At 46.8% G+C, this 23,428-nt stretch carries 16 protein-coding genes; 5 read left to right on the forward strand and 11 right to left on the reverse strand.

Annotation, left to right across the window (positions count from 1 at the left end; genetic code table 11):
• Window positions 1-133: 133 nt before the first annotated feature.
• Together QUA27_RS15835 and QUA27_RS15840 are read left to right on the forward strand one after the other, a co-directional pair.
• Window positions 134-1,783, forward strand: coding sequence for an ABC transporter substrate-binding protein (locus QUA27_RS15835; RefSeq protein WP_333068993.1), 1,650 nt, complete (start codon window positions 134-136; stop codon window positions 1,781-1,783).
• Window positions 1,784-1,944: 161 nt separating this feature from the next.
• Window positions 1,945-2,604, forward strand: coding sequence for a pentapeptide repeat-containing protein (locus tag QUA27_RS15840; protein ID WP_333068994.1), 660 nt, complete (start codon window positions 1,945-1,947; stop codon window positions 2,602-2,604).
• Between the two features lie 276 nt (window positions 2,605-2,880).
• On the opposite strand, the gene QUA27_RS15845 is transcribed toward QUA27_RS15840, so the two are convergent.
• The 5 genes from QUA27_RS15845 to acnB all read right to left on the reverse strand — a co-directional run bounded on the left by QUA27_RS15845 (window position 2,881) and on the right by acnB (window position 6,936).
• On the reverse strand, window positions 2,881-3,261 hold the full coding sequence (locus QUA27_RS15845; RefSeq protein ID WP_445251515.1) for a cupin domain-containing protein: 381 nt from the start codon (window positions 3,259-3,261) through the stop codon (window positions 2,881-2,883).
• 85 nt (window positions 3,262-3,346) lie between these two features.
• Window positions 3,347-3,676: a PIN domain-containing protein gene (locus QUA27_RS15850; RefSeq protein ID WP_333068995.1), complete on the reverse strand. Its 330-nt coding sequence runs from the start codon at window positions 3,674-3,676 to the stop codon at window positions 3,347-3,349.
• 128 nt (window positions 3,677-3,804) lie between these two features.
• Window positions 3,805-3,993, reverse strand: coding sequence for a hypothetical protein (locus QUA27_RS15855; RefSeq protein ID WP_333068996.1), 189 nt, complete (start codon window positions 3,991-3,993; stop codon window positions 3,805-3,807).
• A 45-nt stretch (window positions 3,994-4,038) separates the two neighbouring features.
• Complete coding sequence (locus tag QUA27_RS15860; RefSeq protein WP_333068997.1) at window positions 4,039-4,161, reverse strand: hypothetical protein; 123 nt, start codon at window positions 4,159-4,161, stop codon at window positions 4,039-4,041.
• 159 nt (window positions 4,162-4,320) lie between these two features.
• Complete coding sequence (gene acnB / locus QUA27_RS15865) at window positions 4,321-6,936, reverse strand: bifunctional aconitate hydratase 2/2-methylisocitrate dehydratase (RefSeq protein ID WP_333068998.1); 2,616 nt, start codon at window positions 6,934-6,936, stop codon at window positions 4,321-4,323.
• 462 nt (window positions 6,937-7,398) lie between these two features.
• On the opposite strand from acnB, the gene QUA27_RS15870 reads away from it, so the two are divergent.
• On the forward strand, window positions 7,399-11,529 hold the full coding sequence (locus tag QUA27_RS15870; protein WP_333068999.1) for an EAL domain-containing protein: 4,131 nt from the start codon (window positions 7,399-7,401) through the stop codon (window positions 11,527-11,529).
• A gap of 411 nt (window positions 11,530-11,940) precedes the next feature.
• On the opposite strand, the gene QUA27_RS15875 is transcribed toward QUA27_RS15870, so the two are convergent.
• The 6 genes from QUA27_RS15875 to QUA27_RS15900 form a co-directional block, all read right to left on the reverse strand.
• The gene (locus tag QUA27_RS15875) at window positions 11,941-16,500 is read right to left on the reverse strand and encodes a PAS domain S-box protein (RefSeq protein ID WP_333069000.1); all 4,560 of its coding nucleotides are present in this window, start codon (window positions 16,498-16,500) and stop codon (window positions 11,941-11,943) included.
• A 983-nt stretch (window positions 16,501-17,483) separates the two neighbouring features.
• The gene (locus QUA27_RS15880; RefSeq protein WP_333069001.1) at window positions 17,484-17,726 is read right to left on the reverse strand and encodes an ATP-binding protein; all 243 of its coding nucleotides are present in this window, start codon (window positions 17,724-17,726) and stop codon (window positions 17,484-17,486) included.
• Between the two features lie 169 nt (window positions 17,727-17,895).
• Entirely contained in the window at window positions 17,896-18,849 is a 954-nt protein-coding gene (gene mdh / locus QUA27_RS15885) for a malate dehydrogenase (RefSeq protein ID WP_333069002.1), read from the reverse strand.
• Window positions 18,850-18,958: 109 nt separating this feature from the next.
• Window positions 18,959-19,174 (reverse strand): NAD(P)H-quinone oxidoreductase subunit O, encoded by a 216-nt coding sequence (locus tag QUA27_RS15890; protein WP_333069003.1) that lies wholly within the window; start codon window positions 19,172-19,174, stop codon window positions 18,959-18,961.
• Window positions 19,175-19,361: 187 nt separating this feature from the next.
• Window positions 19,362-20,294, reverse strand: coding sequence for a DNA-formamidopyrimidine glycosylase (locus QUA27_RS15895; protein WP_333069004.1), 933 nt, complete (start codon window positions 20,292-20,294; stop codon window positions 19,362-19,364).
• 2 nt (window positions 20,295-20,296) lie between these two features.
• Window positions 20,297-20,680 (reverse strand): photosystem I reaction center subunit IV, encoded by a 384-nt coding sequence (locus QUA27_RS15900; RefSeq protein ID WP_333037683.1) that lies wholly within the window; start codon window positions 20,678-20,680, stop codon window positions 20,297-20,299.
• A gap of 286 nt (window positions 20,681-20,966) precedes the next feature.
• Here QUA27_RS15900 and QUA27_RS15905 point away from each other — a divergent pair, with 286 nt between their 5' ends.
• A complete protein-coding gene (locus tag QUA27_RS15905; protein WP_333069005.1) occupies window positions 20,967-21,668 on the forward strand; it encodes a RibD family protein in 702 nt (233 codons plus the stop codon).
• A gap of 257 nt (window positions 21,669-21,925) precedes the next feature.
• A complete protein-coding gene (locus tag QUA27_RS15910; RefSeq protein ID WP_333069006.1) occupies window positions 21,926-23,122 on the forward strand; it encodes a GNAT family N-acetyltransferase in 1,197 nt (398 codons plus the stop codon).
• The last annotated feature ends 306 nt before the right edge of the window (window positions 23,123-23,428 follow it).

Consider the following 23,428-nt stretch of genomic DNA (forward strand, 5'->3'; position numbering starts at 1 on the left):
AAGCTTTCAAGTTGCTGTGGTTAGGCAGCGATATTTGTATTACAGGAAAATCTACCAATAAATCCGGTTTCTAGTCTAACAGTGCGTAAGTCCTGATAATATAATCAATAATTTGGAGTGTCAAAAAAAGACGATGGGAATTAACAAGCAGCAGCCTAGAATACATATAAAACCTTCAGTGATTAAAGCGATAGCTCTGTTCTTTCTGTGCTGCTTGTTAACTGCAAGTTGCGGACAGGGATCGCGTCGCTCGGTGAATGCGAGCGGCGAAAATGCTAATAACCGCATTACTATTGGCACAACCTTGAAATTGCGGACGATCGACCCTGCAGACGGTTACGAAACATTATCAGGACAATTGCTGCGAAATTTGGGCGACACTCTCTACACCTACGAGTCTGGAACTACAAAGTTAATTCCCCACTTAGCGACAGCGATGCCAAAAGTTAGCCAAGACGGATTGACATATACAATCCCCTTGCGTCAAGGCGTTATTTTTCACGATGACACACCGTTTAACGCCGCTGCAATGGAATTTTCCTTGCAGCGGTTTATCAAGAATGGTGGCAGTCCGGCTATGTTGTTGGGCGATGCAGTAGAATCGGTAAAAGCCACGGGCGAATACGAATTAACTTTTCAACTCAAAAAGCCTTTTTCTGCTTTTCCTTCCCTGTTGACATTTTCCGGTATGTGTGCTGTTTCTCCGAAAGCATACGAGATTGGACAGGGTAAATTTAAACCCGATACGTTTGTGGGAACTGGACGTTACAAGCTGGCGAAGTACGGCAGCGATTCTCTCAAGTTTGACGTGTTTGAAAAGTATTGGGGGGAAAAGCCGGTTAATCAAGGAATTGACATTTTGCTGCTTTCTAGTTCGTCAAATTTGTTCAATACTTTTCAGACTGGTGCCGTTGATGTGGCTTATTTGTCTCTGGATGCAGACCAAGTTCAAAGCTTGGACGAGGGATCAAAAAAAGGGAAATGGCAGGAAATCGCGGGGGAAAGCAGTACGGTTAATTACATAACGCTGAATACCAAGTCTAAACCGCTGGACAAGTTAGAAGTCAGACAGGCTATCGCAGCAGTGATGGATCGCCCGGTGATTAACGAGCGCGTACTGCGGGGACAAGCACAACCGCTTTACAGTCTGATTCCCACAAACTTCGACGTTCAAAAACCAGTTTTTAAGGAACTCTACGGTGATGCCAACACGACAAAGGCTAAGGAACTTTTAACGAAAGCGGGATACTCGGCTACCAATCCTTTCGTTCTGCCAATTTGGTATGCTTCATCTTCTACAAAACGAGCTTTAGTGGTGAGCATGATGGAGGCGCAAGCTAAACTCAAAATGGACGGGATAATGAAGGTAGAAATTAACAGCGTGGAATCTCCCACTTTGTTTCAAAACATAGAGAAGGGAATTTATCCTGCGGTTTTAGTGGATTGGTCCGCCGACTTTTTTGACGCTGACAATTATATCCACCCGTTTTTAGATTGTGCGACAGGTTCCGAGGCTGAGGGCTGCTCCAAGGGTCAAAGTCAAGGTCAGGGTTCGTTTTATTATAGCGATCGGGTAAATCAACTAATCGACAAGCAACGAAAAGAAGCAAATCCTGAAACCCGCAAAGCCCTGTTTGCCGAAATTCAAGACATACTGGGTCAAGATGTACCTTTTATCCCTCTTTGGCAGGATAAGGACTATACTTTTGCTCAGAACAGCATCACCGGCGTCCGTCTTGAACCGACGCAATCTTTTCCTTTTTGGTTCCTGAAAAAGCAATAATTCTTTACAAGAATTTACCGCAGTTGAAACGTCAGTAATTATTGCATATTTTGTACACAATAGGGTGATGATTGTCACAGTTTATCAAAGAGACTGATCACCCTAACCTATTTAATAATGTGGAATATTATTAAAAGAGAGATATTGCTGAGGGTGGGTATATGAAACTTGGGATTTTAACAACAACAGGGCTGGTAATTGCGATGGGCTTAGCCTCGGGAGTAAAGGCAGAAAATGTATCCCACGTCAAGCAATTATTAGAAACTAAAAAATGTAACCAATGCGACTTGACAGGAGCGCAACTTGCTGGTATGAATCTGAGCGGGGCAGATTTGAGCGGTGCGAATCTCAGAGGTGCAAATTTGAACGGTGCAAATTTGGACGAAGCCAAACTGAATGAAGCAAATCTAAAACAAGCTAAATTGCAAGGTGCGAGTTTAATTGGGGCTAAAATGCACGGGGCTAATTTGGAGGGTGCTGATTTGAGCCGCGCTAATTTGAGTTTGGCGGGTTTAGTGATTGCTAGTTTAAAAAATACGAATCTCACCAGCGCTAATTTAATCGGCGCTAATTTAGAAAGCGCCAATTTGGCGGGTGCAAACCTGAGAAATGCTCGCCAGTCTATAGCGAATTTAGCGAATGTCAGCCTCAGAGGTGGCAATTTGTCGGGAATAGACGTACAGGGAGTCAACTTGCGGGATGCAAATTTGACCAATGCAAATTTGAACGGTGCAAATTTGAACGGTTCCGACTTGACAGGTGCTAATTTAAAGAATGCCAATATGGCAAATGTAGATTTGCAAAACGCTTCTTTGCCGTAGGACGATCGCCACTTGCTATATCAAATTCTGGTGCTTAACAAACTTAATATAATAAGGTAGGGGCAATTCTGAAATTGCCCCTACAGTTTTAATTGTAGGATTTATCTTGTTCCCGGTCGCTGCGTAGGTCAATCGATTTTAGATTTTAGATTAAAGAATTGAAGCATTGACCCCACGGATAAATTTGGGGGCTTGTATCCTGGATGCTTCCGGTCATTGTTCGGTGTGCGAAGCTTTTCCTTGGCGTCTGCGAGTGCTTCATATTTGGATCTAGGATCAATCTTCCTCGTGACTATCTTGGGCGAAGCGGATAATGTCATCATCGCCGAGGTATTCACCATTTTGGATTTCAATCATCACCAGGGGAATAACGCCTGGATTTTCTACGCGGTGAGCAGTATTCATGGGAACGTAGGTTGACTGTTTCTGCATGAGAATCGTCTCTTTGTCGTCGCAGATAACTTTAGCGGTACCGGAGACGACAACCCAGTGTTCGCTGCGGTGATAGTGCATTTGGGTGCTGATGTGATGCCCCGGCTTGACTTCAATGCGATTGATCTTATAACGATCGCCCGCGTCTATGACTGTAACTTTACCCCAGTAGCGGGTTTGCGTGCGATCGTCAATTTTTTCGATTGTGTCCACTATTTCCACCATGCTGTTTATCTCGCTAACGGTGTCTGTAAAAATATCTGTAGTTCAAAGTATAGCAGGGATAGGGTAAGTGCGATCGATTTAAAGATTACTGAATTAGTTGCCACTCGCGAGCAGCAATAAATTGCGACAAGTGCCCCACATTTGTTGTAGCAATTACCACCTCATTGCCTTCACTGGCCTCCAATATTGCTTGCGCCGCCAAAATCACATCCCAGTCAAGGGCATTAGGTTCGGCTGTTGGTCTTCCTCTCTTTCTCGAATCAGCCCACAACTGAGCCGCTAAAAGCATTACTTCTGTAGTCAAAGGACGGTATGGGATTTGCGATTTAAGTTCATCAAGTCGTCTAATACCTGCCGTTTTACCTGCACGAATTAATTCGCGCCTCACCTCATAGTCAGCAATTTCAGGAAGCATGACAATGTAACCTTTTAGCGGAAAGATTGCAGCCAGACTTTACCCTCTTGAGATAAAGGAGAGGCGGCTTTGGGATTTGTAACAATTCCTAAAAGCCCAGAATTTAACAAAACTATTCTGCTCCTGGACTATATATGCACCGGGTTTTCTTCTAGTGCCTTGCGGAGAACTTCAGCGGTTTCTGTTTGTTCCTGTTCATCTCCATTGTCTATCCAAGACTGTAACAACTTGCTCAGAGCTTCGTGCTGCTGTACGCGATCGATTGTCTTAATTTCGTCTGTAGCTTTTATCGAAGTATCGGGGGTTGTTGGCTTCATTGTTACTGTTTCGCGAAATAGCCGAATCCTCTGAAGTAAGTTTGGCTAATATTCTCTCGGAGTTTGCTGAATCTCCCGCAAAAAATTTACAATTTCTTCGCCTATGCGAGTTTCTGGCGCTGAAGTTGCTGTCGCTTGGCTTTCGCTGATTAAAGCTTGCTCAGGCATAATCACTTTTCTCCTTTCTCAGATTTATATGAAGTTCGATTGATTTACGAAAAGGGGAGGGGGGCGGGTCGATCAATATCCTGGACGTGAATTAGATATGCAGGCGTGAACCCCTACTCCTATTATAAACAAAGGGCGGGCCATAGCCCGCCTCACTTTTTACTTGCTCAACACACCATCGGGAATCCCCAAAATATCCTCAATTCGAGGCATATCTTCCAAAGCAATCACTCGCCCTTCATCCTCAAAACCAGCAATTTGATCGAAATTCAAATACCGATACAAATCACCCGCAAAAGGATCGATTCTCTTCGACACAATGTCATTGTATTCTTGGACTGTGGGAATGCGACCTAACAGCGAACAAACGGCCGCCAATTCCGCCGAACCGAGATAAACTTGTGCATCTTTGCCCATGCGGTTATTAAAGTTACGAGTAGAAGTTGAAAACACCGTTGTCGCATCTTTAACCCGCGCTTGATTGCCCATACAAAGACTGCAACCGGGCATTTCTGTACGCGCTCCAGCAGCTCCAAAAATGCTGTAATAACCTTCTTCTTTGAGTTGCTGTTCGTCCATCCGAGTTGGCGGACAAATCCACAGGCGAGTTTTCACTTCCCCTGCACCTTCCAATACCTTCGCAGTGGCGCGGTAGTGACCGATATTTGTCATACAAGAACCGATAAATACTTCGTCAACGCGATCGCCCGCAACCTCACTCAACAACTTAACATTATCCGGGTCATTGGGAGCAGCCACAATGGGTTCTGTAATCTCGTTCAGATCGATTTCGATGATTTCAACGTATTCCGCATCAGCATCCGCCTCCATCAGCACCGGATTTGCAAGCCATTCCTCCATCTTCGCCACCCGGCGCATCATCGTCCGCGCATCTTGATAGCCCCGCGCCACCATGTTTTTCAGCAGCGCGACATTGGAGCGAATGTACTCGGAAACAGTCTCTACGCTCAATTTAATCGTGCATCCAGCGCAAGAACGCTCGGCAGAAGCATCGGTCAATTCAAAAGCCTGCTCGACCTTCAAATCGGGCAAACCTTCAATCTCCATAATCCGCCCAGAAAAGACATTCTTCTTATTCTGTTTTGAGACTGTCAGCAAACCTTTTTGAATCGCCACATAGGGAATTGCATTCACAACATCCCTGAGCGTTACTCCCGGCCGCAATTCACCTTTAAACCGCACTAATACCGATTCCGGCATATCCAAAGGCATGACGCCCAAGGCAGCAGCAAATGCCACCAGTCCCGAACCAGCAGGAAAGGAAATTCCCAAAGGAAAACGAGTGTGAGAATCTCCGCCAGTTCCCACTGTATCCGGCAATAAAGTTCGATTCAGCCAGGAGTGAATAATGCCGTCTCCAGGCCGCAAAGCTATGCCGCCCCGCTGTGACATGAAATCGGGTAATTCATGGTGAGTTTTGACATCAACTGGTTTGGGATAAGCGGCGGTGTGGCAGAAACTTTGAATTACCAAATCGGCGCTAAATCCCAAACAAGCAAGTTCTTTTAATTCGTCCCGAGTCATAGGCCCGGTAGTATCTTGCGAGCCAACTGTTGTCATGACTGGTTCGCAAGATGTACCGGGACGAACGCCGGACAAACCGCAAGCTTTGCCTACCATTTTTTGGGCTAAAGTGAAGCCTTTGCCCGTATCTACTGGGATTGTGGGACGGGTAAAAATAGTGCTAGGTTCTAGTCCTAAAGCTGCGCGGGTTTTGTCGGTTAAAGTTCGTCCAATTAATAGCGGAATTCGACCACCGGCACGAACTTCGTCTAGAATGGTATCGGGTTTGAGGGTGAAGGTGGAGATTATTTCTCCGGCTTCGTTGGTGATTTCACCTTTGTACGGATGGATGGTAATTACCATTCCTGTTTCCATTTGGGAGACATCACATTCGATCGGCAATGCGCCGGAATCTTCAGCGGTATTGAAGAAAATCGGGGCGATCGCACTTCCTAAAATATAACCGCCACTGCGTTTGTTCGGCACAAACGGAATATCATTGCCAATGTGCCAGAGTACGGAATTAATCGCTGATTTCCGCGACGAACCGGTACCGACAACATCACCAACATAGGCTACCGGATGACCTTTTTGCTTCAATTGTGCAATGGTTTGCAAACCCCCAGGCATCTTACTTTCCAGCATCGCCAAAGCGTGTAGGGGAATGTCGGGCCGCGTGGTAGCATGAGGTGCAGGTGATAAGTCGTCTGTATTGGTTTCTCCAGGAACTTTGAACACTGTAACGGTAATCGCTTCTGGCAACACAGGACGACCCGTAAACCACTCGGCATCCGCCCAAGAATCGACTACCTGCTTGGCGTAGGGATTGGTATCAGACAAAGCTATAACGTCGTGGAAAGCGTCGAATACTAACAACGTTTTGCTCAGTGCCCGGGCTGCAGTGGCGGGAATGGCGGTTTCAGCAGTAGGATTGAGCAAATCGATTAAAGATTGGACGTTGTAACCGCCCATCATTGTCCCCAGCAGGTAAACTGCCCATTTGGGAGCAATTAGGGGGCTGTGGATTTCACCTTTAGCAATGCCAGTTAGAAAACCAGCTTTGACGTAGGCGGCGCTGTCTACTCCGGGGGGGACGCGATCGCGCAATAATTCTATTAAGGTTTCTTCTTCTCCAGCCGGCGGATTTTTCAGCAGTTCACACAGTTCCGACGTTTGCTGGGCGTCCAGCGGCAGCGGTGGAATTCCCAAAGCGGCCCGTTCGGCAGCGGTACGGCGGTAAGATTCAAGCATTTCTCCTCTCTCCTCGGATAGTATTCGGTGGTTGTTTGTAGGTGACTTTACTTTTTAGATTAGGAGCTTCCGCTGCACATTGGGTAAAGTACCTCGCTCTTATCAAAACTTAACGCAACTTTAAAAACAGTAGATTGTCATACCAAAGACAGATGTGGTCTTTAACGAGAGTGCTGCGTATCAAACTTCAGCCGAGCAGTTTAGGGGCGTTCAGTTGCATAGTTCTGGTTAAGATTAATGTGTTGTGGGCTACTGTAGATCGTCCTCTGCATCTGAAATCGTCATTTACCAATAATCTGGACTGTTTTTAGTTCGTAGTTTGAAACCCTTGATTGTCCGTTGGTAGCTCGATCGGCGAATCGCCTTGAAACTTTTATTCTACGAATGCTAATTAAAAACCGTCCGCAGTATTGATTGACCACAAGTTTAAAAAAGTTGTCCTGCTAATGGATCGATTAAACAATGGAAAGTTTTATCCCTGAAAAGTCTGAAGACTGTCACGGCTGGGCGTCCAAGCCAGACTTGTACAAAGAGCTGCAAGGAACCAAAGAATTACTGCTGACGATCGCCAACTCGATGCCACTGCCCCTGATCGTCAGCAGTCTGGCGGACGGCACAATTCTTTATAGCAATGATTTATGCCGTCAGGCCTTCGGGTTCACAGGATTCAAGTCGATCGACCGTCAAAAAGCCGAAATGCTTTACCACAAACCTGCAGATCGCCAGGAATTGCTGTTGCGGCTCGCCCGCAACGGACACGTCCGCGAGACAGAAGTCCGGCTTAAAAAAGCTGACGGCACGCTGTTTTGGGCCAGTGTATCGATGCGGTATCTGACATTGGTGTCGGGGAAAGCTGTTCTGTCGGTGTTCACCGACATTACGGATCGGAAACGAGTCGCCGCCAAGGAGCAGGAATTGCTCACCTCAATCCACTCGCGGGCCCGCCAGCAAGCGGCCGTCGCTTACTTGGGGCAGCAGGCCCTGGCAGAAACAGATTTGTCCGCACTGATGGACAAAGCTGCGGTTTTAATTGCTCAAACCCTGGACGTTGATTATTGCCAGTTGTTAGAACTGTTGCCCTCTGGTCATGCTTTTCTGCTGCGAGCGGGGGTTGGCTGGCAGCCGGGCCTCGTCGGCAGCGCTACTGTTGCCGCTTCTGCTCGATCGCAAGCAGGTTACACATTGCTAGTGGGCGAACCGACAATCGTCGAAGATTTGCGGGTGGAAACGCGCTTTAGCGAGTTGCCACTGCTGCACAATCACCGGGCTGTCAGCGGCGTTACTGTGATCATTCCCGGCAATCGGGGACTGGGGAGGAACTGGGGACAAGCAGAACCCGCGAACAGTTCCTCCTCGCCGGCTTGGGGCATTTTGGGGGTTCATACCAGCCAAGGGCGGGTTTTCAGTCAAGATGACGTTTATTTTGTAGAAGCGATCGCTAACGTATTAGCTGCGGCGATCGAGCGCATTATATCGCAAGAGCGCTTACAAATGATGGAACGGGCGATCGAAAGTTGCAGCAACGGCATTGCAATCACCGACGCAACCGTAGCAGATAATCCAATTATTTATGTAAATCCCAGTTTTGAGCGGATTACTGGTTATAGCAGAGACGAGTTAATCGGGAAGAATTGCCGATTTTTGCAGGGGACAGACACTGACAGCCCCGCTGCCAAAGAATTGCGAATTGCGATTGAAGAAGGTAGAGAATCTCAAGTTATATTACGCAACTTTCGGAAAGACGGCACGCCTTTTTGGCACGAACTGTCGATCGCTCCGGTTTACAACTCGCGGCGACACTTAACCCACTTTATTGGAGTGCAAACAGACATTACCGACCGCCAGAGATCGGAAGAAGAATTATTTTTAAATTCTCAAGCTTTAGCAGCTTTTAGCGCTAATCTCAAACACTTACACCGGATTACAACTTATCATTATCAAAACTTTGAAGAACTGGTTGACGATTATCTAGCAGCAGGCTGTTTGATGTTTGGACTTTCTATGGGCATCATGGCGGAAGTTGACAACGAGACTTTTATTGTCCGAGCAGCTAAAACAGAGTTAGAATACTTTGTGCGAGGTTTAGAATTGAACCTCAGCGATACTTATTGCGCGGCAGTCATTAAACTTAACAAAACAGTTGCGTATTCTCATATAGGAGCAGATATTGAGATGCGCGAACATCCTGCTTATCAGAACTGCCAGGCGGAATCTTACATCGGAACGCCGATCTTTGTTAACAATAAAACTTACGGAACCTTGAGTTTTAGTTCGCGAGAGATCAAAAAAAGAAAGTTCAAGTACGAGGAAATAGAAATTATAGAATTGATGGCTCAAAGTATTGGCAAAATTCTGGCGGTTCACAAGATGGAAGTCGAACGCCAGCGGGCTGAAAAAGAGCGATGCGAGTTGATAGTATCTCTCAAAGAAAGTGAAGAACGCTATCGCCGTTTAGTAGAACTATCTCCCGAAGCGATCGCCGTTCACAGTCAAGGGAAAATCGCCTACATCAATGCTGCCGGGGCGAAACTCCTCGGTGCGAGCTCTCCCGAAGCGCTTATCGGCTTTCCAGTATTGCATTTCGTTCATCCAAACTATGTGGAAATAGCCACAGAGCGCATTCGGCTAGTCGAGACAGAAAATCAGCCGATTGAGCTTGCCGAACAAAAACTGATGCGGCTCGACGGACAAATAATAGACGTTGAAATGGCGGGCATCCCCGCTACTTATCAAGGCTCGACGGCCGGCCAGATTATTATCCGAGATGTCACCGAGCGCAAACGAGTAGAACGGCAACTACTGCACGGCGCTTTTCACGATGCGCTGACGGGTTTGCCCAACCGGGTTTTGTTCATCGACAGGCTAGGACAAGCCATCCGCCGAGCCAATCAGTCCCCCGATTACAAATTTGGTTTACTTTTCCTAGATTTAGACCGCTTCAAAGTAGTTAATGATTCTTTAGGACACGTTTTAGGCGACAAATTGCTAATCGCCCTTGCGGAGCGACTGCAAACCTGCGTCCGGGTTTCTGATACCGTCGCCCGGCTGGGAGGAGACGAATTCACCATCCTGCTAGACCACATTCAGAGCCTCAGCGACGCCACCCTCGCAGCTAAAAAGATACAAAAAGAACTGACGAAGCCGTTTCATCTCGAAGGGCACGAAGTATTTACCACCGCTAGCATTGGCATTGTTTTCAGTCGAGGCGAAGCCACCGCCAGTGGCGCATCAAATTCGTACACTCACCCAGAAGAATTCCTGCGCGATGCTGACATCGCTATGTACCGCGCTAAAGCTTTGGGTAAGGCCCGCCACGAAGTGTTTAATTTGGCTATGCACGACCAAACTATGTCGCTGTTGCAGTTAGAAACTGACCTGCGGTTGGCTATTTTGGGCAAGGAGGAATTAGGAGAGAGCAAGAATCAATGTTCGCACTTTATTGTGCACTACCAACCAATTGTTTCGATCGCCAGCGGTGCGCTCGAAGGTTTTGAGGCCTTGGTGCGCTGGCACCACCCAGTTCGGGGTTTAGTTCCGCCGTCTACTTTTATCCCTGTAGCTGAAGAAACAGGTTTGATCGTGCCTCTGGGAGTCTGGGTGTTGCGGGAAGCTTGTCAGCAATTGCGGATTTGGCAAGAAATGTTAACCGAGGAACAGGGAAGAAGTCGAATGGAAGTCGGAACAAGACCCTTCCACTCCCTTCGGCATCACTCAGGGCAAGTCGCTCAGGCTAACCAGAAGGAAGAAGGCGCTTCGACTTCGCTCCGGGTAACAACAGGGAAGAAGGGAACGGGCAATGTAGGGGATTTAACTGATGTAACAGATACAGGGAATGAGGAACACGAAACTTTTAGTGAGCGTAGTGCCAGTATTGGTCACAGGGAAGAAAGAATCGGTAAAAAATTATCAATTCCCAGTTACCAATTCCCGATTACCGATTTCCACTCATCTATTACCAATTCTCAATTCCCAATTACCAATACTTCGGCTACGTTCAGTACCACCTCCCAGGTACCAATTCCGAATTTTAAATTACCCATTATTGATCCTTCGCAATTAACAATGAGCGTCAATCTCTCTCCTAAACAGTTAGGTATGCCGAATTTAATCGACGAAATCGATGAAATTTTAGCAGAAACAGGCTGCGATCCGAGCTGTTTAAAATTGGAGATTACTGAAAGCGCGATCGTGGAAAATGTGAAGAAAGCCAATATTGTGCTAGCCCAATTAAAAGGTAGGAATATTCGATTGTCGATCGACGATTTCGGTACTGGCTATTCGTCTTTGAGTTACTTGCACCGTTTTCCCCTGGATACACTGAAGATCGATCGATCTTTTGTAAGCCGCTTGGGGGCTGTCGAAAATGGTGACGACGGGGGTCAGCCTTTGCAGATTGTGCGGGCGATCGTAACTTTGGCTCACAATTTGGGATTGAATGCGATCGCTGAAGGTGTAGAGACAGGCGAACAGTTAGCACAGCTTCGAGAACTCGACTGCGAATTAGCTCAGGGATATTGGTTTTCTAAACCTTTGGACAGTTCTGCCGTGACAGAAATCCTGATAAATCTGGGTAATAAAGCAATTACGGACTGAGTGAGGTACAGATTGGTAAATAGTGCGTCACCCCGTGAAGACATTTTTGCTACAAACTCACAATCTCAAAACTGATGCACCAAGGAATAAATGGTGCATCAAAATTAGATTTTTGGTGATGATATGAAATCTGTTAGCATCGGAATTATTAATCTGCGTGAATCCGCGTTAACCCATTGTCATCTGCGGCCATATCAATTATCTTTTTAAAACCGCAGATGATAGCAGATAAACACAGATTAACGCAGATGAATTAGATTAATTCCGGTTGCCCCGTCGGTGATTGTTGACTATTGACTGGATTTTATCAAGACGATGCTACCGGATTTGAGATGGTTTAAAATTACCAAACTGACGCACAGTAACGCTTTTGCAATTGCCAATTGCCAATTACAACTTACCAATTCCCCATTAACAATTAGCTTTGAGGGGAATCTCGATCGTCAATTCTGTACCCTGTCCCGGAAAAGAAGTGCATTTGAGCGACCCGTTGTGTCTGTCTGTAACAATTTGATAGCTAATCGACAAGCCCATCCCAGTGCCTTTACCCACAGGTTTAGTGGTAAAAAACGGGTCAAAAAGCCGAGTGCCGACTGTCTCCGGTATGCCCGGCCCGTTGTCAGAAATCCGAATGATTACCTTGCCCGCTGGCGATATTTCAGTGCGGATGCGGATGTGGCTCGGCTGTTGCCGCATCTCCTCAGCAGAACGGCGCTGATCCCGTTCTTCCAAAGCATCCAAAGCATTGCTCAAGATGTTCATAAACACTTGATTTAACTGTCCGGCATAACATTCTACTAAGGGAAGTTGAGCGTATTCTTTAATCACTTGAATTTCTGGATGATTGTGTTTAGCTTTGAGCCGGTGCTGCAAAATCATCAGGGTGCTATCTATGCCGTCGTGGATGTTGACTGCTTTCTTTTCCGCTTCGTCCATGCGGGAAAATGTGCGGAGAGAAGCAACAATTTGCTGAATTCTGTCTGCACCGACTTTCATTGAAGAAAGCAACTTTGGCAAGTCTTCCATCAAAAATTCGAGTTCAATATTGTCTACTTTCTCTTGAATTTCCGGGACGGGAGCGGGATAGTGATTTTGGTAAAGTTCGATTAGGTGAAGCAAGTCTTGAGTATAGTCGTTCGCGTGGGTGAGATTGCCGTAAATAAAGTTAACTGGGTTGTTGATTTCGTGGGCGACTCCTGCCACGAGTTGACCGAGAGATGACATTTTTTCATTTTGAATTAACTGCGATTGAGTGCTGGTTAATTTCTGCAATGTTTGCTCTAATTCGAGAGCTTTATTGCGAGTTTGGGCGTAAAGATCGGCTTGGTTGAGAGCGATCGCCAATTGAACTGTAACGGCTTGCAATAATTCTACTTCGCTGTCGCTCCAATGCCGCATAGAAGTAGAGTGGGAGCAGGTAACAACACCCACAACTCCCGAAAGTGCCTGCATCGGAATTGCCAATATAGATTGGTAGCTCATAGAACTAAGAGCCTTTCTCCAAACAGGGTCTGCGATTGATCCGACATCATCAACTTGCAGCGTTTCTAGACGCAAGACAGTTTTTCCTAAAGCACCGAAGTCAGAAGCTTGATAGCGACCTGTTAAATCCGGAAGTTGGGGGAGGCGAGATTCTTTAATAATTTCCCAGAAAGGTTCCTCCCCGTCGCAGCGATACCAGCTAAAGTTGCAACGATCGATCTGCATGAAAGCCCGGATTTCTTGGACGGCGACAGCAATAATGCTGTCGAAATCGAGGGAATTGCGGATTTGAGTCGTGAGGTTGTTGAGCAATTTTTCTCGCTCGGCCTGCTGTCTGAGTCGGGCTTCCGATCGCCTCAAGGCAATTTCTCCCCGCTTGCGATCGGTAATGTCTTCGGTGACAGCTAATAGATATTGCGGTTTGCCATCAGCATCGAGTATTGCTGTTTTCTTGGTATGAAATATCCGCGTTTCTCCCTGCCTCGTTTCAACCTCTTCTTCGGCGATTTCTACAATTTGCCCGTTGTTGAGCACTTCCCGGTCTTTGGCGGTGAAAAAATCAGCTTGTTCTGTTGGGAAAAAGTCGTAATCATTTTTGCCAATCACTTCTGGTGCACTGAAACCGAGCAACTCTTCGGCTGCTGGGTTCCACAGTACAAATCGCAGTTCTTGGGCATCCTTGGCAACCACTCCTACGGGTATGGTTTTGAGTACGGACTCCATAAACTGCTGGGCGTGTAGGAGTTCTGCTTCTGCCTGTTTGCGATCGCTAATATCTCGGACGTTGGCAATGATGCTGAGATTACCGTTGAGATGAATTCTGGATAGGGCAATTTCTGCATCAAAAGTTGAACCGTCCTTGGGACGCCTCGCTTTCCATTCCACGCGACCTGTTTCGCCGGCTAATACTCTTTCCCAAAGTTCTCCCATTTGTTCAATGGGATTGTCGCCACTTGAATAGTCCTTTTTAATTGATAATTTTGTTGCTTGTTCTGGAGTAACTCCGTACATTTCTAACATTCGATTATTGAAATCGAGAATATTTCCTTCTAAATCGTGAATCAAGATAGCATCGTAGACATTGTTAAATATGGTTCTCAAGTTTTGCTCGGAAACTTGTAGCGCTGCTTCTGCCTGTTTGCGATCGCCAATTTCTTGTTCTAATTGCGTGACTGCTTGGGAAAGTTCGGCCGTGCGATCGCTCACTCTGTCTTCTAGCTCGACTGCTGCTTGCCGCAGTGCTGCTTCGGCCGCTTTGCGATCGGTAATATCGATCGCCGTGCCGAATAGTTTTACCACCTTGCCGTTCAAATCGGTTTCGGCTTTGCCCAGAGCGTTCACGTGTCGCAGCGTGCCGTCGGGACGGTAAAGGCGAAAGTCAAACTCAAAAGGGATGCCTGTTGCGAGTCCCTGCTGCACTTGAGTTTGCCACAGTTGCAAATCTTCTGGATGAATCAGAGCTACCTGTTCGGCTATGTTGGGCGCGATGGGGGCCGGTTCGAGCCCGAAGATGCGGAAAAGTTCTTCCGACCAAGTGAGGGTTTCGGTGGCTGCGTCAAGTTCCCAATTGCCGACATGGGCGAGTCTCTGGGCTTCTTTGAGCTGTCGCTGGCTGTTGCGGATGGCGGTTTCGGCAACTTTGCGATCGGTAATGTCGAGCAAAACGCCGCAAAATATTATTTCGCCGTTCTCGCTGCGGGTGGGCATAGAGTCGCCCTGCCACCAGCGAATCTCACCGTCGGGCTTGACTAACCGCCCTTCGTAGTGCCAGGGACAAAGGTTTTCTACGGCTTCGTTGACGGAAGCGAGGTGGCTTTCCGAGTCTTCGGGGTGGATGCGAGAAATGAATGTATTTAAGTCTCGCGTCATTTCTGCTGCTGTAACGCCCGTGAGATCGAAGATGCGATCGCTAACGTAGTCAACTTGCCAAACTCCGTCCCGGTTGCAAAACTGGAACAGAGCTCCGGGGATGGTGCCGGCGATGGTCCGGAACCTGGCTTCGCTGGCCGTGAGGGCGGCAAAAGTCTGGCGCAGTTCTGCCGTGCGTGCTTCTACTCTGCGCTCTAGTTCTGCGTTGGCGTGTTGTAAGGCTGCTTCTGCTCGCTTGCGATCGGTAATGTCGGTTGCTGTACCGGTGGTGCCGAGGAAGTTTCCGGTTTCGTCGTAGAGGGCAATGGCGTTAAACATTAAATGTTTCATGCTGCCGTCTTTGGCGATTTGGGTGGTTTCGTACTGGAAAATTGATTCTCCGACCATCAGGCGGGCGAAAACTTCTAAATCTTTCAGGCTTTGTTCTGGTGTCACAAAGTCTGAGAACGGCCGACCGATCATTTCTTCTGGTTCGTAACCGTAGATATACTTAACTGCTGGGTTGACGAAGGTGTAACATCCTGAAGCATCTACCGACCAAATCATGTCTTGGGATGTTTCTACCAGGCTGCGGTATTTGGTTTCGCTGGCTTTGACGGCTTCTTCTGCTTGTTTGCGTTCCGTCATGTCGCGGGAGACGCCGACAGTCATTGCAACTTGGCCGTCTTGATTGCGGATGGGTGTTTTGACGGTGCTGAACAGTCGCACTTCTCCGTCGTAGCGCGTCACCGGTTCTTCGGAAATGTGCAAAGTCTGTCCAGTTTCAAAAACGAAGGCGTCATCTTTGATGTACTGGAGAGTATTGTCGGGATCGGCGAAAGGTGCGTCTACGATGCCTTGAAGTTTCTCTTCAGTCATGCCGTAATAGTCGCGGAATGCTTGATTTGCCCAAACAATTTTGGATTTGGGGCCTTTGACTAATACCATATCGCCGATCGAATCGAGAATTTGGTGATATTTTTGCTCGCTGTCGCGGAGTTTCTGCTGCGCGGATTCGATTTCTGCTATTTGCCTCTGGGTTTGCAAGTGCAGTTCGGCTTGGTAGATGGCAAGTGCTAAATGGTCTCCTACTTGTCTTGCAAATTCGATTTCGTCTTCTTGCCACTGGCGGGGTTGACCGCAGGAGTGAATGCACAGCAATCCCCACAGGTGTTGCCCTTGCAGCAGCGGTACGACTAAGTTGGCTCGGATTTGAAACCGCTTGAGGATTTTGACGTGGCACGGGTTTAACCGGGCTTTGTAGATGTCCGTGACAGCTTGAACGTAACCTTGGGCGTAGTTGGCTGCAAATTGTTCGCCGAAGCAGTAGTCGCGGACTCTTGCTCCCAAAGATGGGCTGTATAGGGGAAGTACGTCTTCGGAGACTACTTCGCCCTCGTTCCATTCGGATTCGGGAAGAAAGCGGTAGATGATGACTCGATCGGCATTTAGGAGTTGCCGAACTTCGGTGGCTGTGATTTTGAATATTGTTTCTAAGTCTAGGGATTCACGAATTTTGCTAATAACTCCCATCAGCGCTTGCAGCTTTTTGAACCAGGTTTGAGACTGCGTTTGTCTTTCTAGGTGAGCTAGTTTCTCGCGCAGGTTGGTTACTTCGTGATACAGGTATTCATGAAACATAATGCTTTTTCTTTAGTTATTTTGCCGTTTGGTATCGAGGTTGATGGCATCTCAATAGCGCTCTGCAACTTGAGTCTGGTAACTCAAAAAGGCAAAGGACATATTTTCCTCCTTCTGCTACCACTTAGCAGCTACTCAGGCTGCATTTCCGTATTTTTTCTAGATTGGGAAATCAATCGAGCATAGTAGGTTCCGTACATTTACTGAAAAAAGGCAGAAATTGCTACGTCATAAGTTGTCAATTATTGAGAATAATGCTAAGCAAATTTACACATAAACTCGGTTTTTTTAACGTAATTAAGTCAGGGAAGCTCCGAAAGTGGAACGAACAAACCCGGTTCCATTGCGCGATCGGCAGGAGCATCTCTGACTAATTTTGACATTTTTTGGCTCGCCTTCGGTTGCAATTGTCACCTTTTTATTATTACCGAAAACTCTAGCAAGGATTTCTTTGTTTTGGCGAGCGAATATCCTGTTGGGTTCGCCTCTATTAAAATTTGTTTAAACTTAGATCGTCCCCTTTTCTATAGCTTTAAGTAATGCTTGATTTATCTCTACTAAATTAGATTTTTTACAGCCTTTAGGGTAACCAGAGGTTTGAGATATTTTCCCTTGCATTCTCATTTTTTTATGTAATGAATAGAAAATTTTTTAATGATTAAAATTCACCGAATCAGAGGTTAGTTTTCGGTCAAACAGTTAAGGTAGTTGCAGGCTATGGTTAAATTGGCTCAACTCAAAGACGATTTCCTACCGCAACGGCCCCGAACGCGCGTTCGATAGCTTCGCACGCGCGGAGACTGTTTGCCGGATTTTTGTGATTTTTGACAAGTGTAAAAATTTTAAATAATACAAATATTTAGGGTATCACATTTTTGGGTAAAGTAAAGGTATTTCAAGCTGGATCAATAGAAAGGGCGATCGCGACGATTAAAGTGGGGGCAAAGTAATGATAAATTTCGTATAAACTCATATTTCACTTTTTAGCTTAAAGTGCCACCGTGTAGTTGGGCAATCGGCTCGCGAGGGAGAGATAAACGAAAACCGACTGCTTCTGCTGTTGGTTTAGTCGTAAAGAAAAGATGGCAGGTTTTTGCTTTAATTTCTAGAGAAACTCTGATGGTATTGTCGCGCAGACCAAGTTCAAATGCTTTTGCCAATTTTTGCGTTCTTACCAAATTTTTGAGAGTAAATTTTATGTTTATCGATCGGTTCCTTTCTGCCATTTCTCTGCTTGTGAAATACAGCCTCACAAGCATATCCATGATATTTACCAAAGCGCAGTTAAAATCCGAGAAGCGCACTTTCGAGAGACCGATCGCCCTGTCATACTCAATATAAATTATTATATTGAAGTGGCGAGCGGGCTGCTGCGATCGCCGAACTGCTACAAGCTTAAGAAGCAGTTTTCAATATTGCCTTCGCTTCCTCAATATTTTGGGCAACCACTTTGCCCGACTCGATAAAGGCTGCTCTTTCCCTATCGCTGAGTTCGAGTTCCACTACCTGTTCGACTCCCTGATCTCCCAAACGACACGGAACTCCCAAACATATATCTTGCACGCCGTATTCGCCGTGCAAATAAACGGAGCAAGGCAACAGTCGTGACTGATTGAGTAAGATTGATTCTACCATCAAACAGGCAGAAGATGCGGGTGCAAAATAAGCACTACTAATCTTCATCAATCCGACAATTTCTGCGCCACCGTGGCGAGTTCGCTGTACGATTCGATCGATCGCCCCAGCATCCATAAGTTGATTAATGGGAATACCGTTGACAGTAGAATAGCGTGGCAAAGGAACCATCAAATCGCCATGAGAACCGATGACAGTTGCATTAATTTCAGCATTTGAAACGCCCAATTCCATGGCAATAAAAGTTTGAAAGCGGGCGGAGTCGAGAACTCCCCCCATACCCATGACTCGGTGTTTGGGCAAATCCACAGCTTCCCATGCTAAATAAGTCATGATATCTAGGGGATTTGTGATTACGATTAAGATTGCTTCGGGAGAATGCTCGATCGCCTGTTTTGATGCTTCCGTGACAATTCGAGCATTAATTTTAATTAAATCTTCCCGATTGATACCGGGTTTGCGCGGAATTCCGGCGGCAATTACTATGATATTTGAGTTGGCTGTATCTGTATAATCATTTGTACCGACAATTTGGCGATCGTGGCGTTCCACTCCCCTGGCTTCCATCAAATCTAAAGCAACGCCCTGCGGCCAACCCTCCACAATATCTAGCAATACTACATCTGCCAGATTTTTCTCAGCAATTCGCTGGGCTAAGGTACTGCCCACTTTGCCTGCACCAATAATTGATACGCGGTTTGATGGAGAATTCATTGGATTTTAGATTTTAGATTTTAGATTTTAGCAATCAGCTTAATTGGGGAAAGGTGCGCGGTGTGCACCCTTCGCTACATTAAGAGCCGTGATGTTTAGTTTTGGTGACTTACTTAAAATCTTCGAGTTGATCTACCCGCAGCCAAATATTGGGAGTGGGAACTTTGCCAAATTTGACGAAGGCATAGTCGCCTCGAACATCCATCACTTCGCCCTTTGTTTCAAATATATACGAGGAAAAGCGCTGGTCGCTGGCTTTGGCTTCTACACTGTTTTCCAATTTTTCGCGTACAGCGCGAACTATACTGCCTTTCTTGATTGCCATAACTTGCTTTGTTTAGTTTAAAAAACTATACAAATTTTAATCTAGATTTGGCTTGAAAGTCACTCTGGGATTGAAATCGCTACTAAACAAACGAAGTCCGCCTACGCGGACTAAGGAATAAAGGGGTGCGATTCGTGGGGTAAATCTAAAATCTAAAATCTAAAGCCTAAAATCCATTGACTGCTTCCTATGTCTGACAAATGGGGCAAAAATGAGTCGATCGCCCTGCTAATTTTATACGTTCGATGGTTGTGGAGCAAGTGCGACAGGGTTGACCGGCGCGATTGTACACCCAAGCGACGCCGCCGTAGTTGCCGTTGACACCTTGGACGTTGAGAAAATTGCTAAAAGTGGTGCCGCCGGATGCGATCGCCTTCTGTAAAACTTGAATAATAGCTGTATGGATGCGCCCAATTTGCTCTGCCGTCAAATCCGCGCACAGAGTTGTGGGCATCACTCCCGACAAAAACAAAGTTTCGTCTGCGTAAATATTGCCCAAACCAGCTATCAGTGACTGGTCTAGCAAAGCTGTTTTTATGGGTCGCGCCCGCCGGTGCAGCTTGCGGGCCAAATATTCTGTTGTAAACTCGTCTGAAAACGGTTCGGGGCCTAAGAGTTTCAGACCGATAACTGTGCTGGAAACCTCGGTTTCTTCAGGCACGTACCACATTTGCCCGAAGGTGCGCTGGTCTACAAACCGCAATTCTTGGTTTCCTTCAAAGAATAGCCGCACTCGCGCGTGTTTTTGCAGGGGTTCGGATCTGTTCACCCACAGCAGTTGTCCGGTCATCCGCAGGTGAACGCCCAACCAGCCGGCTTTTGAAGGAAGGAGGAAGGAAGAAGGAAGAGGGGAAGAGCTTGGAGTTCGATCCCTAAATTCTCCCCCTTTCCGTTTCTCTCTTTCTCCTTCTGGGAATTGAGATAGTTCTGCCAGGAGGTATTTGCCGCGTCTGTACCAGCGGGCGATCGACTTTCCTTTGAGTTTTGTCAAAAAATCGGTCGCAGATATTGAGCGGGCGATCGTGCTGTTTAACAACACCTCCCCGCCCAACATTTCTCGATCGAGGGTTGCTTGATTCAAACCCCGGCAAATAGTTTCAACTTCTGGCAGTTCTGGCACAATTAGCGCTGTTCTGTTCCTTGACCTTGAGGCGAACCTTCGACGGTACCGGGCACTTCGGCGCCGGGTTTGCTGTCCGTCGAAGTTTTCGGCTGCGAGGGGGCTCCTCCGCTGCCGGTTTTCCGAGTTTTCTCGTCGAGCGTGGTTTGTTTGCCGCCGGAGGCTACAGCAGTCGCTGTTTTCGCTTTTGCTTTGGGTGCTGCCACTTCCACTAATTCGCTTTCGGCGTAGTTGTTGGTGTTGACGCCTGCATAATTTACGGTGTTAAAGCGAACGATAACTGGGTATTTAATGCCGCTTTGGTCTACCGTAGCAACGGTGCCCACTTCTTGATACCAGTAGGATTCTTTGCGGAGAATCCGGACTGTTGAACCGCGTTGAACCATGAGCTTTTTTTCCTTTGCGATGAATAAACGGATCAAGCCATTTTTTTTACTCTAGTCGATCGCGCGGCGCATTTAAAGTCTGCAACGAATTTTTTACCTCCCACGCCGTTTTTTGTCTGCTGTTTGTAAAGAAAAGTAAATACTTTGGTAGGGCGATCGCTGGGGTTGCAAAATAAATAAACCCACATTATCCGTCAAATAAAACCAGTCCGAGCGAGTTGAAAACAAACTTTACAAATAGTTGTGAATTGCTACAGTTAAATGTTCTGCGAAATTCTGATAAGTAATGACTGGACTTCACGCAACAGTAATACTCGCGATCAGTGCTGACGGTAAAATAGCAGATGCAGTACGATCGCCCGCGAGATTCGGTTCTGCCAACGACAAAGCCCACCTCGAACAGCAAGTAGCAGCAAGTGACGCCGTTTTGTTCGGCAACGGCACTTTACAGGCTTATGGGACGACGATGAGAGTGATTTCGCCGGAATTGGTCAAACAGAGGGAACAGCAACGGAAGCCCCCACAACCGGTGCAAATTGTGTGTTCGCGATCGCCCCAATTTGACCCCAACTTGCGATTTTTCCAGCAACCGGTACCTCGGTGGCTGCTGACGGGGCAAGACAGTAGGCACACGGCATTGCCATCTCCCTACCCGATGACAAACAGTAAGTTCGATCGAATTATCTATGCGAAAACCGCAGGTGGAGAGATTGATTGGATTGATGCGTTTCCACAGCTAGCAAGCTTCGGTATCAAACGCTTGGCGATTCTGGGCGGGGGAAAACTGGTAGCGTCTGTGCTGGCTGCAGGCTTGGTAGACGAACTTTGGCTGACGGTGTGTCCGTTAATTTTGGGCGGCGCTGATGCACCGACGGCTGTTGAGGGAGAGGGTTTTTTGGCGGATGTAGCGCCGAAATTGGAGCTTTTGGCGCTTAAACAGGTGGGACAAGAGGTATTTTTGCATTATCGGGTCGATCGAACTAACTGAAGCTCAAACGTACTCCGAGACTAGGGTTTGACGATTAAGCCCTCCGATCCCCCCTAGCCCCCCTTAACAAGGGGGGAACCGGAGGCGCTCAAAGTCCCCCTTCTTAAGGGGGATTTAGGGGGATCGGGTTTCGGACAAAAGCGACATTTGTCAGGTTTCAAGGTTCAGTTGACACCAGTTGCCATTCAGCTTTCCCAGCGATCGAATAATTGTATTAACTTAAATGAAGTTCGATCGCTCTACGCTCAAATCTCCCTATGCTGAAACAGCCAAAACCTGAATATTCTGTAGCCTGGATTAGCAAAATAGGCGAAATCCCGCAAGCGTCGTGGGATGCCTTGGCGATGCCACTAAAAACTCCTTTTCTGGAATGGGATTGGCTGAACAATCTCGAAGTCTCCGGCAGTGCGACAGGTAAAACCGGTTGGCTACCGCATCACTTGACTGTGTGGCGAGACAAACAGTTGATTGCTTGCGCGCCACTTTATGTCAAAAGTCACAGTTACGGGGAATTTGTATTCGATAATCAGTGGGCAGATTTAGCTCAACGTTTGGGTGTTCAATATTATCCCAAATTGATGGGCATGACGCCGTTTACTCCGGCTGAAGGCTATCGGTTTTTGATTGCCGAGGGGGAAGATGAAGACGAGTTAACCGGAGTAATGGTAAGCGCGATCGACCATTTTTGCGATCGCCACAATATCTCCGGTTGCAATTTCCTTTATGTCGATCCAGAATGGCGCGAAAGAATGGAACGCCACGGTTTCAGCAGTTGGCTGCACCACAGCTATATTTGGCAAAATCAAGGCTATCAAAATTTTGACAATTATTTAGGCGCATTTAATGCCAACCAGCGCCGCAATATCAAACGCGAACGCAAAGCAGTTGACCAAGCTGGTTTGTTGGTAAAAACGCTGACTGGCGATGAAATTCCCCAAGCTATGTTTGCTCAAATGTATGCTTTTTATGAGAATACTTGCGACAAATTTGGTTGGTGGGGAAGCAAGTATCTGACTAAGCGATTTTTTGAACAGTTGCACCACAATTATCGCGATCGAGTTTTATTTGTAGCCGCCTACGACAAGGAAGATGAGAGACAGCCGGTGGGTATGTCTTTTTGTTTGTATAAGGGCGATCGACTGTACGGGCGTTATTGGGGCAGTTTGCAAGAAATAGACTGTTTGCACTTCGATGCTTGTTACTATACGCCGATCGAATGGGCGATCGATCGGGGCATCCAAAGCTTCGATCCCGGTGCCGGCGGACGGCACAAAAAACGGCGCGGCTTTCCAGCTACGCCCAATTATAGTTTGCACCGATTTTATAACAACCGTCTGGCCCAAATTCTCAAGTCTTATATCGGTCAAATCAACGAAAGAGAACAGGAAGAAATTGATGCAATCAACGAGGATTTACCTTTTACTAAGTTACCTCCGTTGTTACTCGGCGATTGACGGTTGACTGGGAATTTGGAATGGGAAATAGGGAATTAGTAACAGCCCAGCGGTGTCAACATAATACTAAAACCCTGTGTATATCTCGTTTGTATCGAAGTTTCGATCCCCCTCGCATCCCCCTTAAGAAGGGGGACTTTGAATGCTCTTCCCCCTTTATTAATGGGAGTTAGAGGGGACGTAAGAATACTCTTGTCTCTCCCTTATTAAGGGGGGTTAGGGGGGAGCGAAACTCAACTATAAACGATATTTATTATGGATTTTAGTCTTAAGTTGACACGAATGGTAACAGTCAACCATCAACCG

Source organism: Microcoleus harperi Pol14_C6 (genome assembly GCF_036701295.1).
In the GTDB taxonomy this organism is placed as follows: domain Bacteria; phylum Cyanobacteriota; class Cyanobacteriia; order Cyanobacteriales; family Microcoleaceae; genus Microcoleus.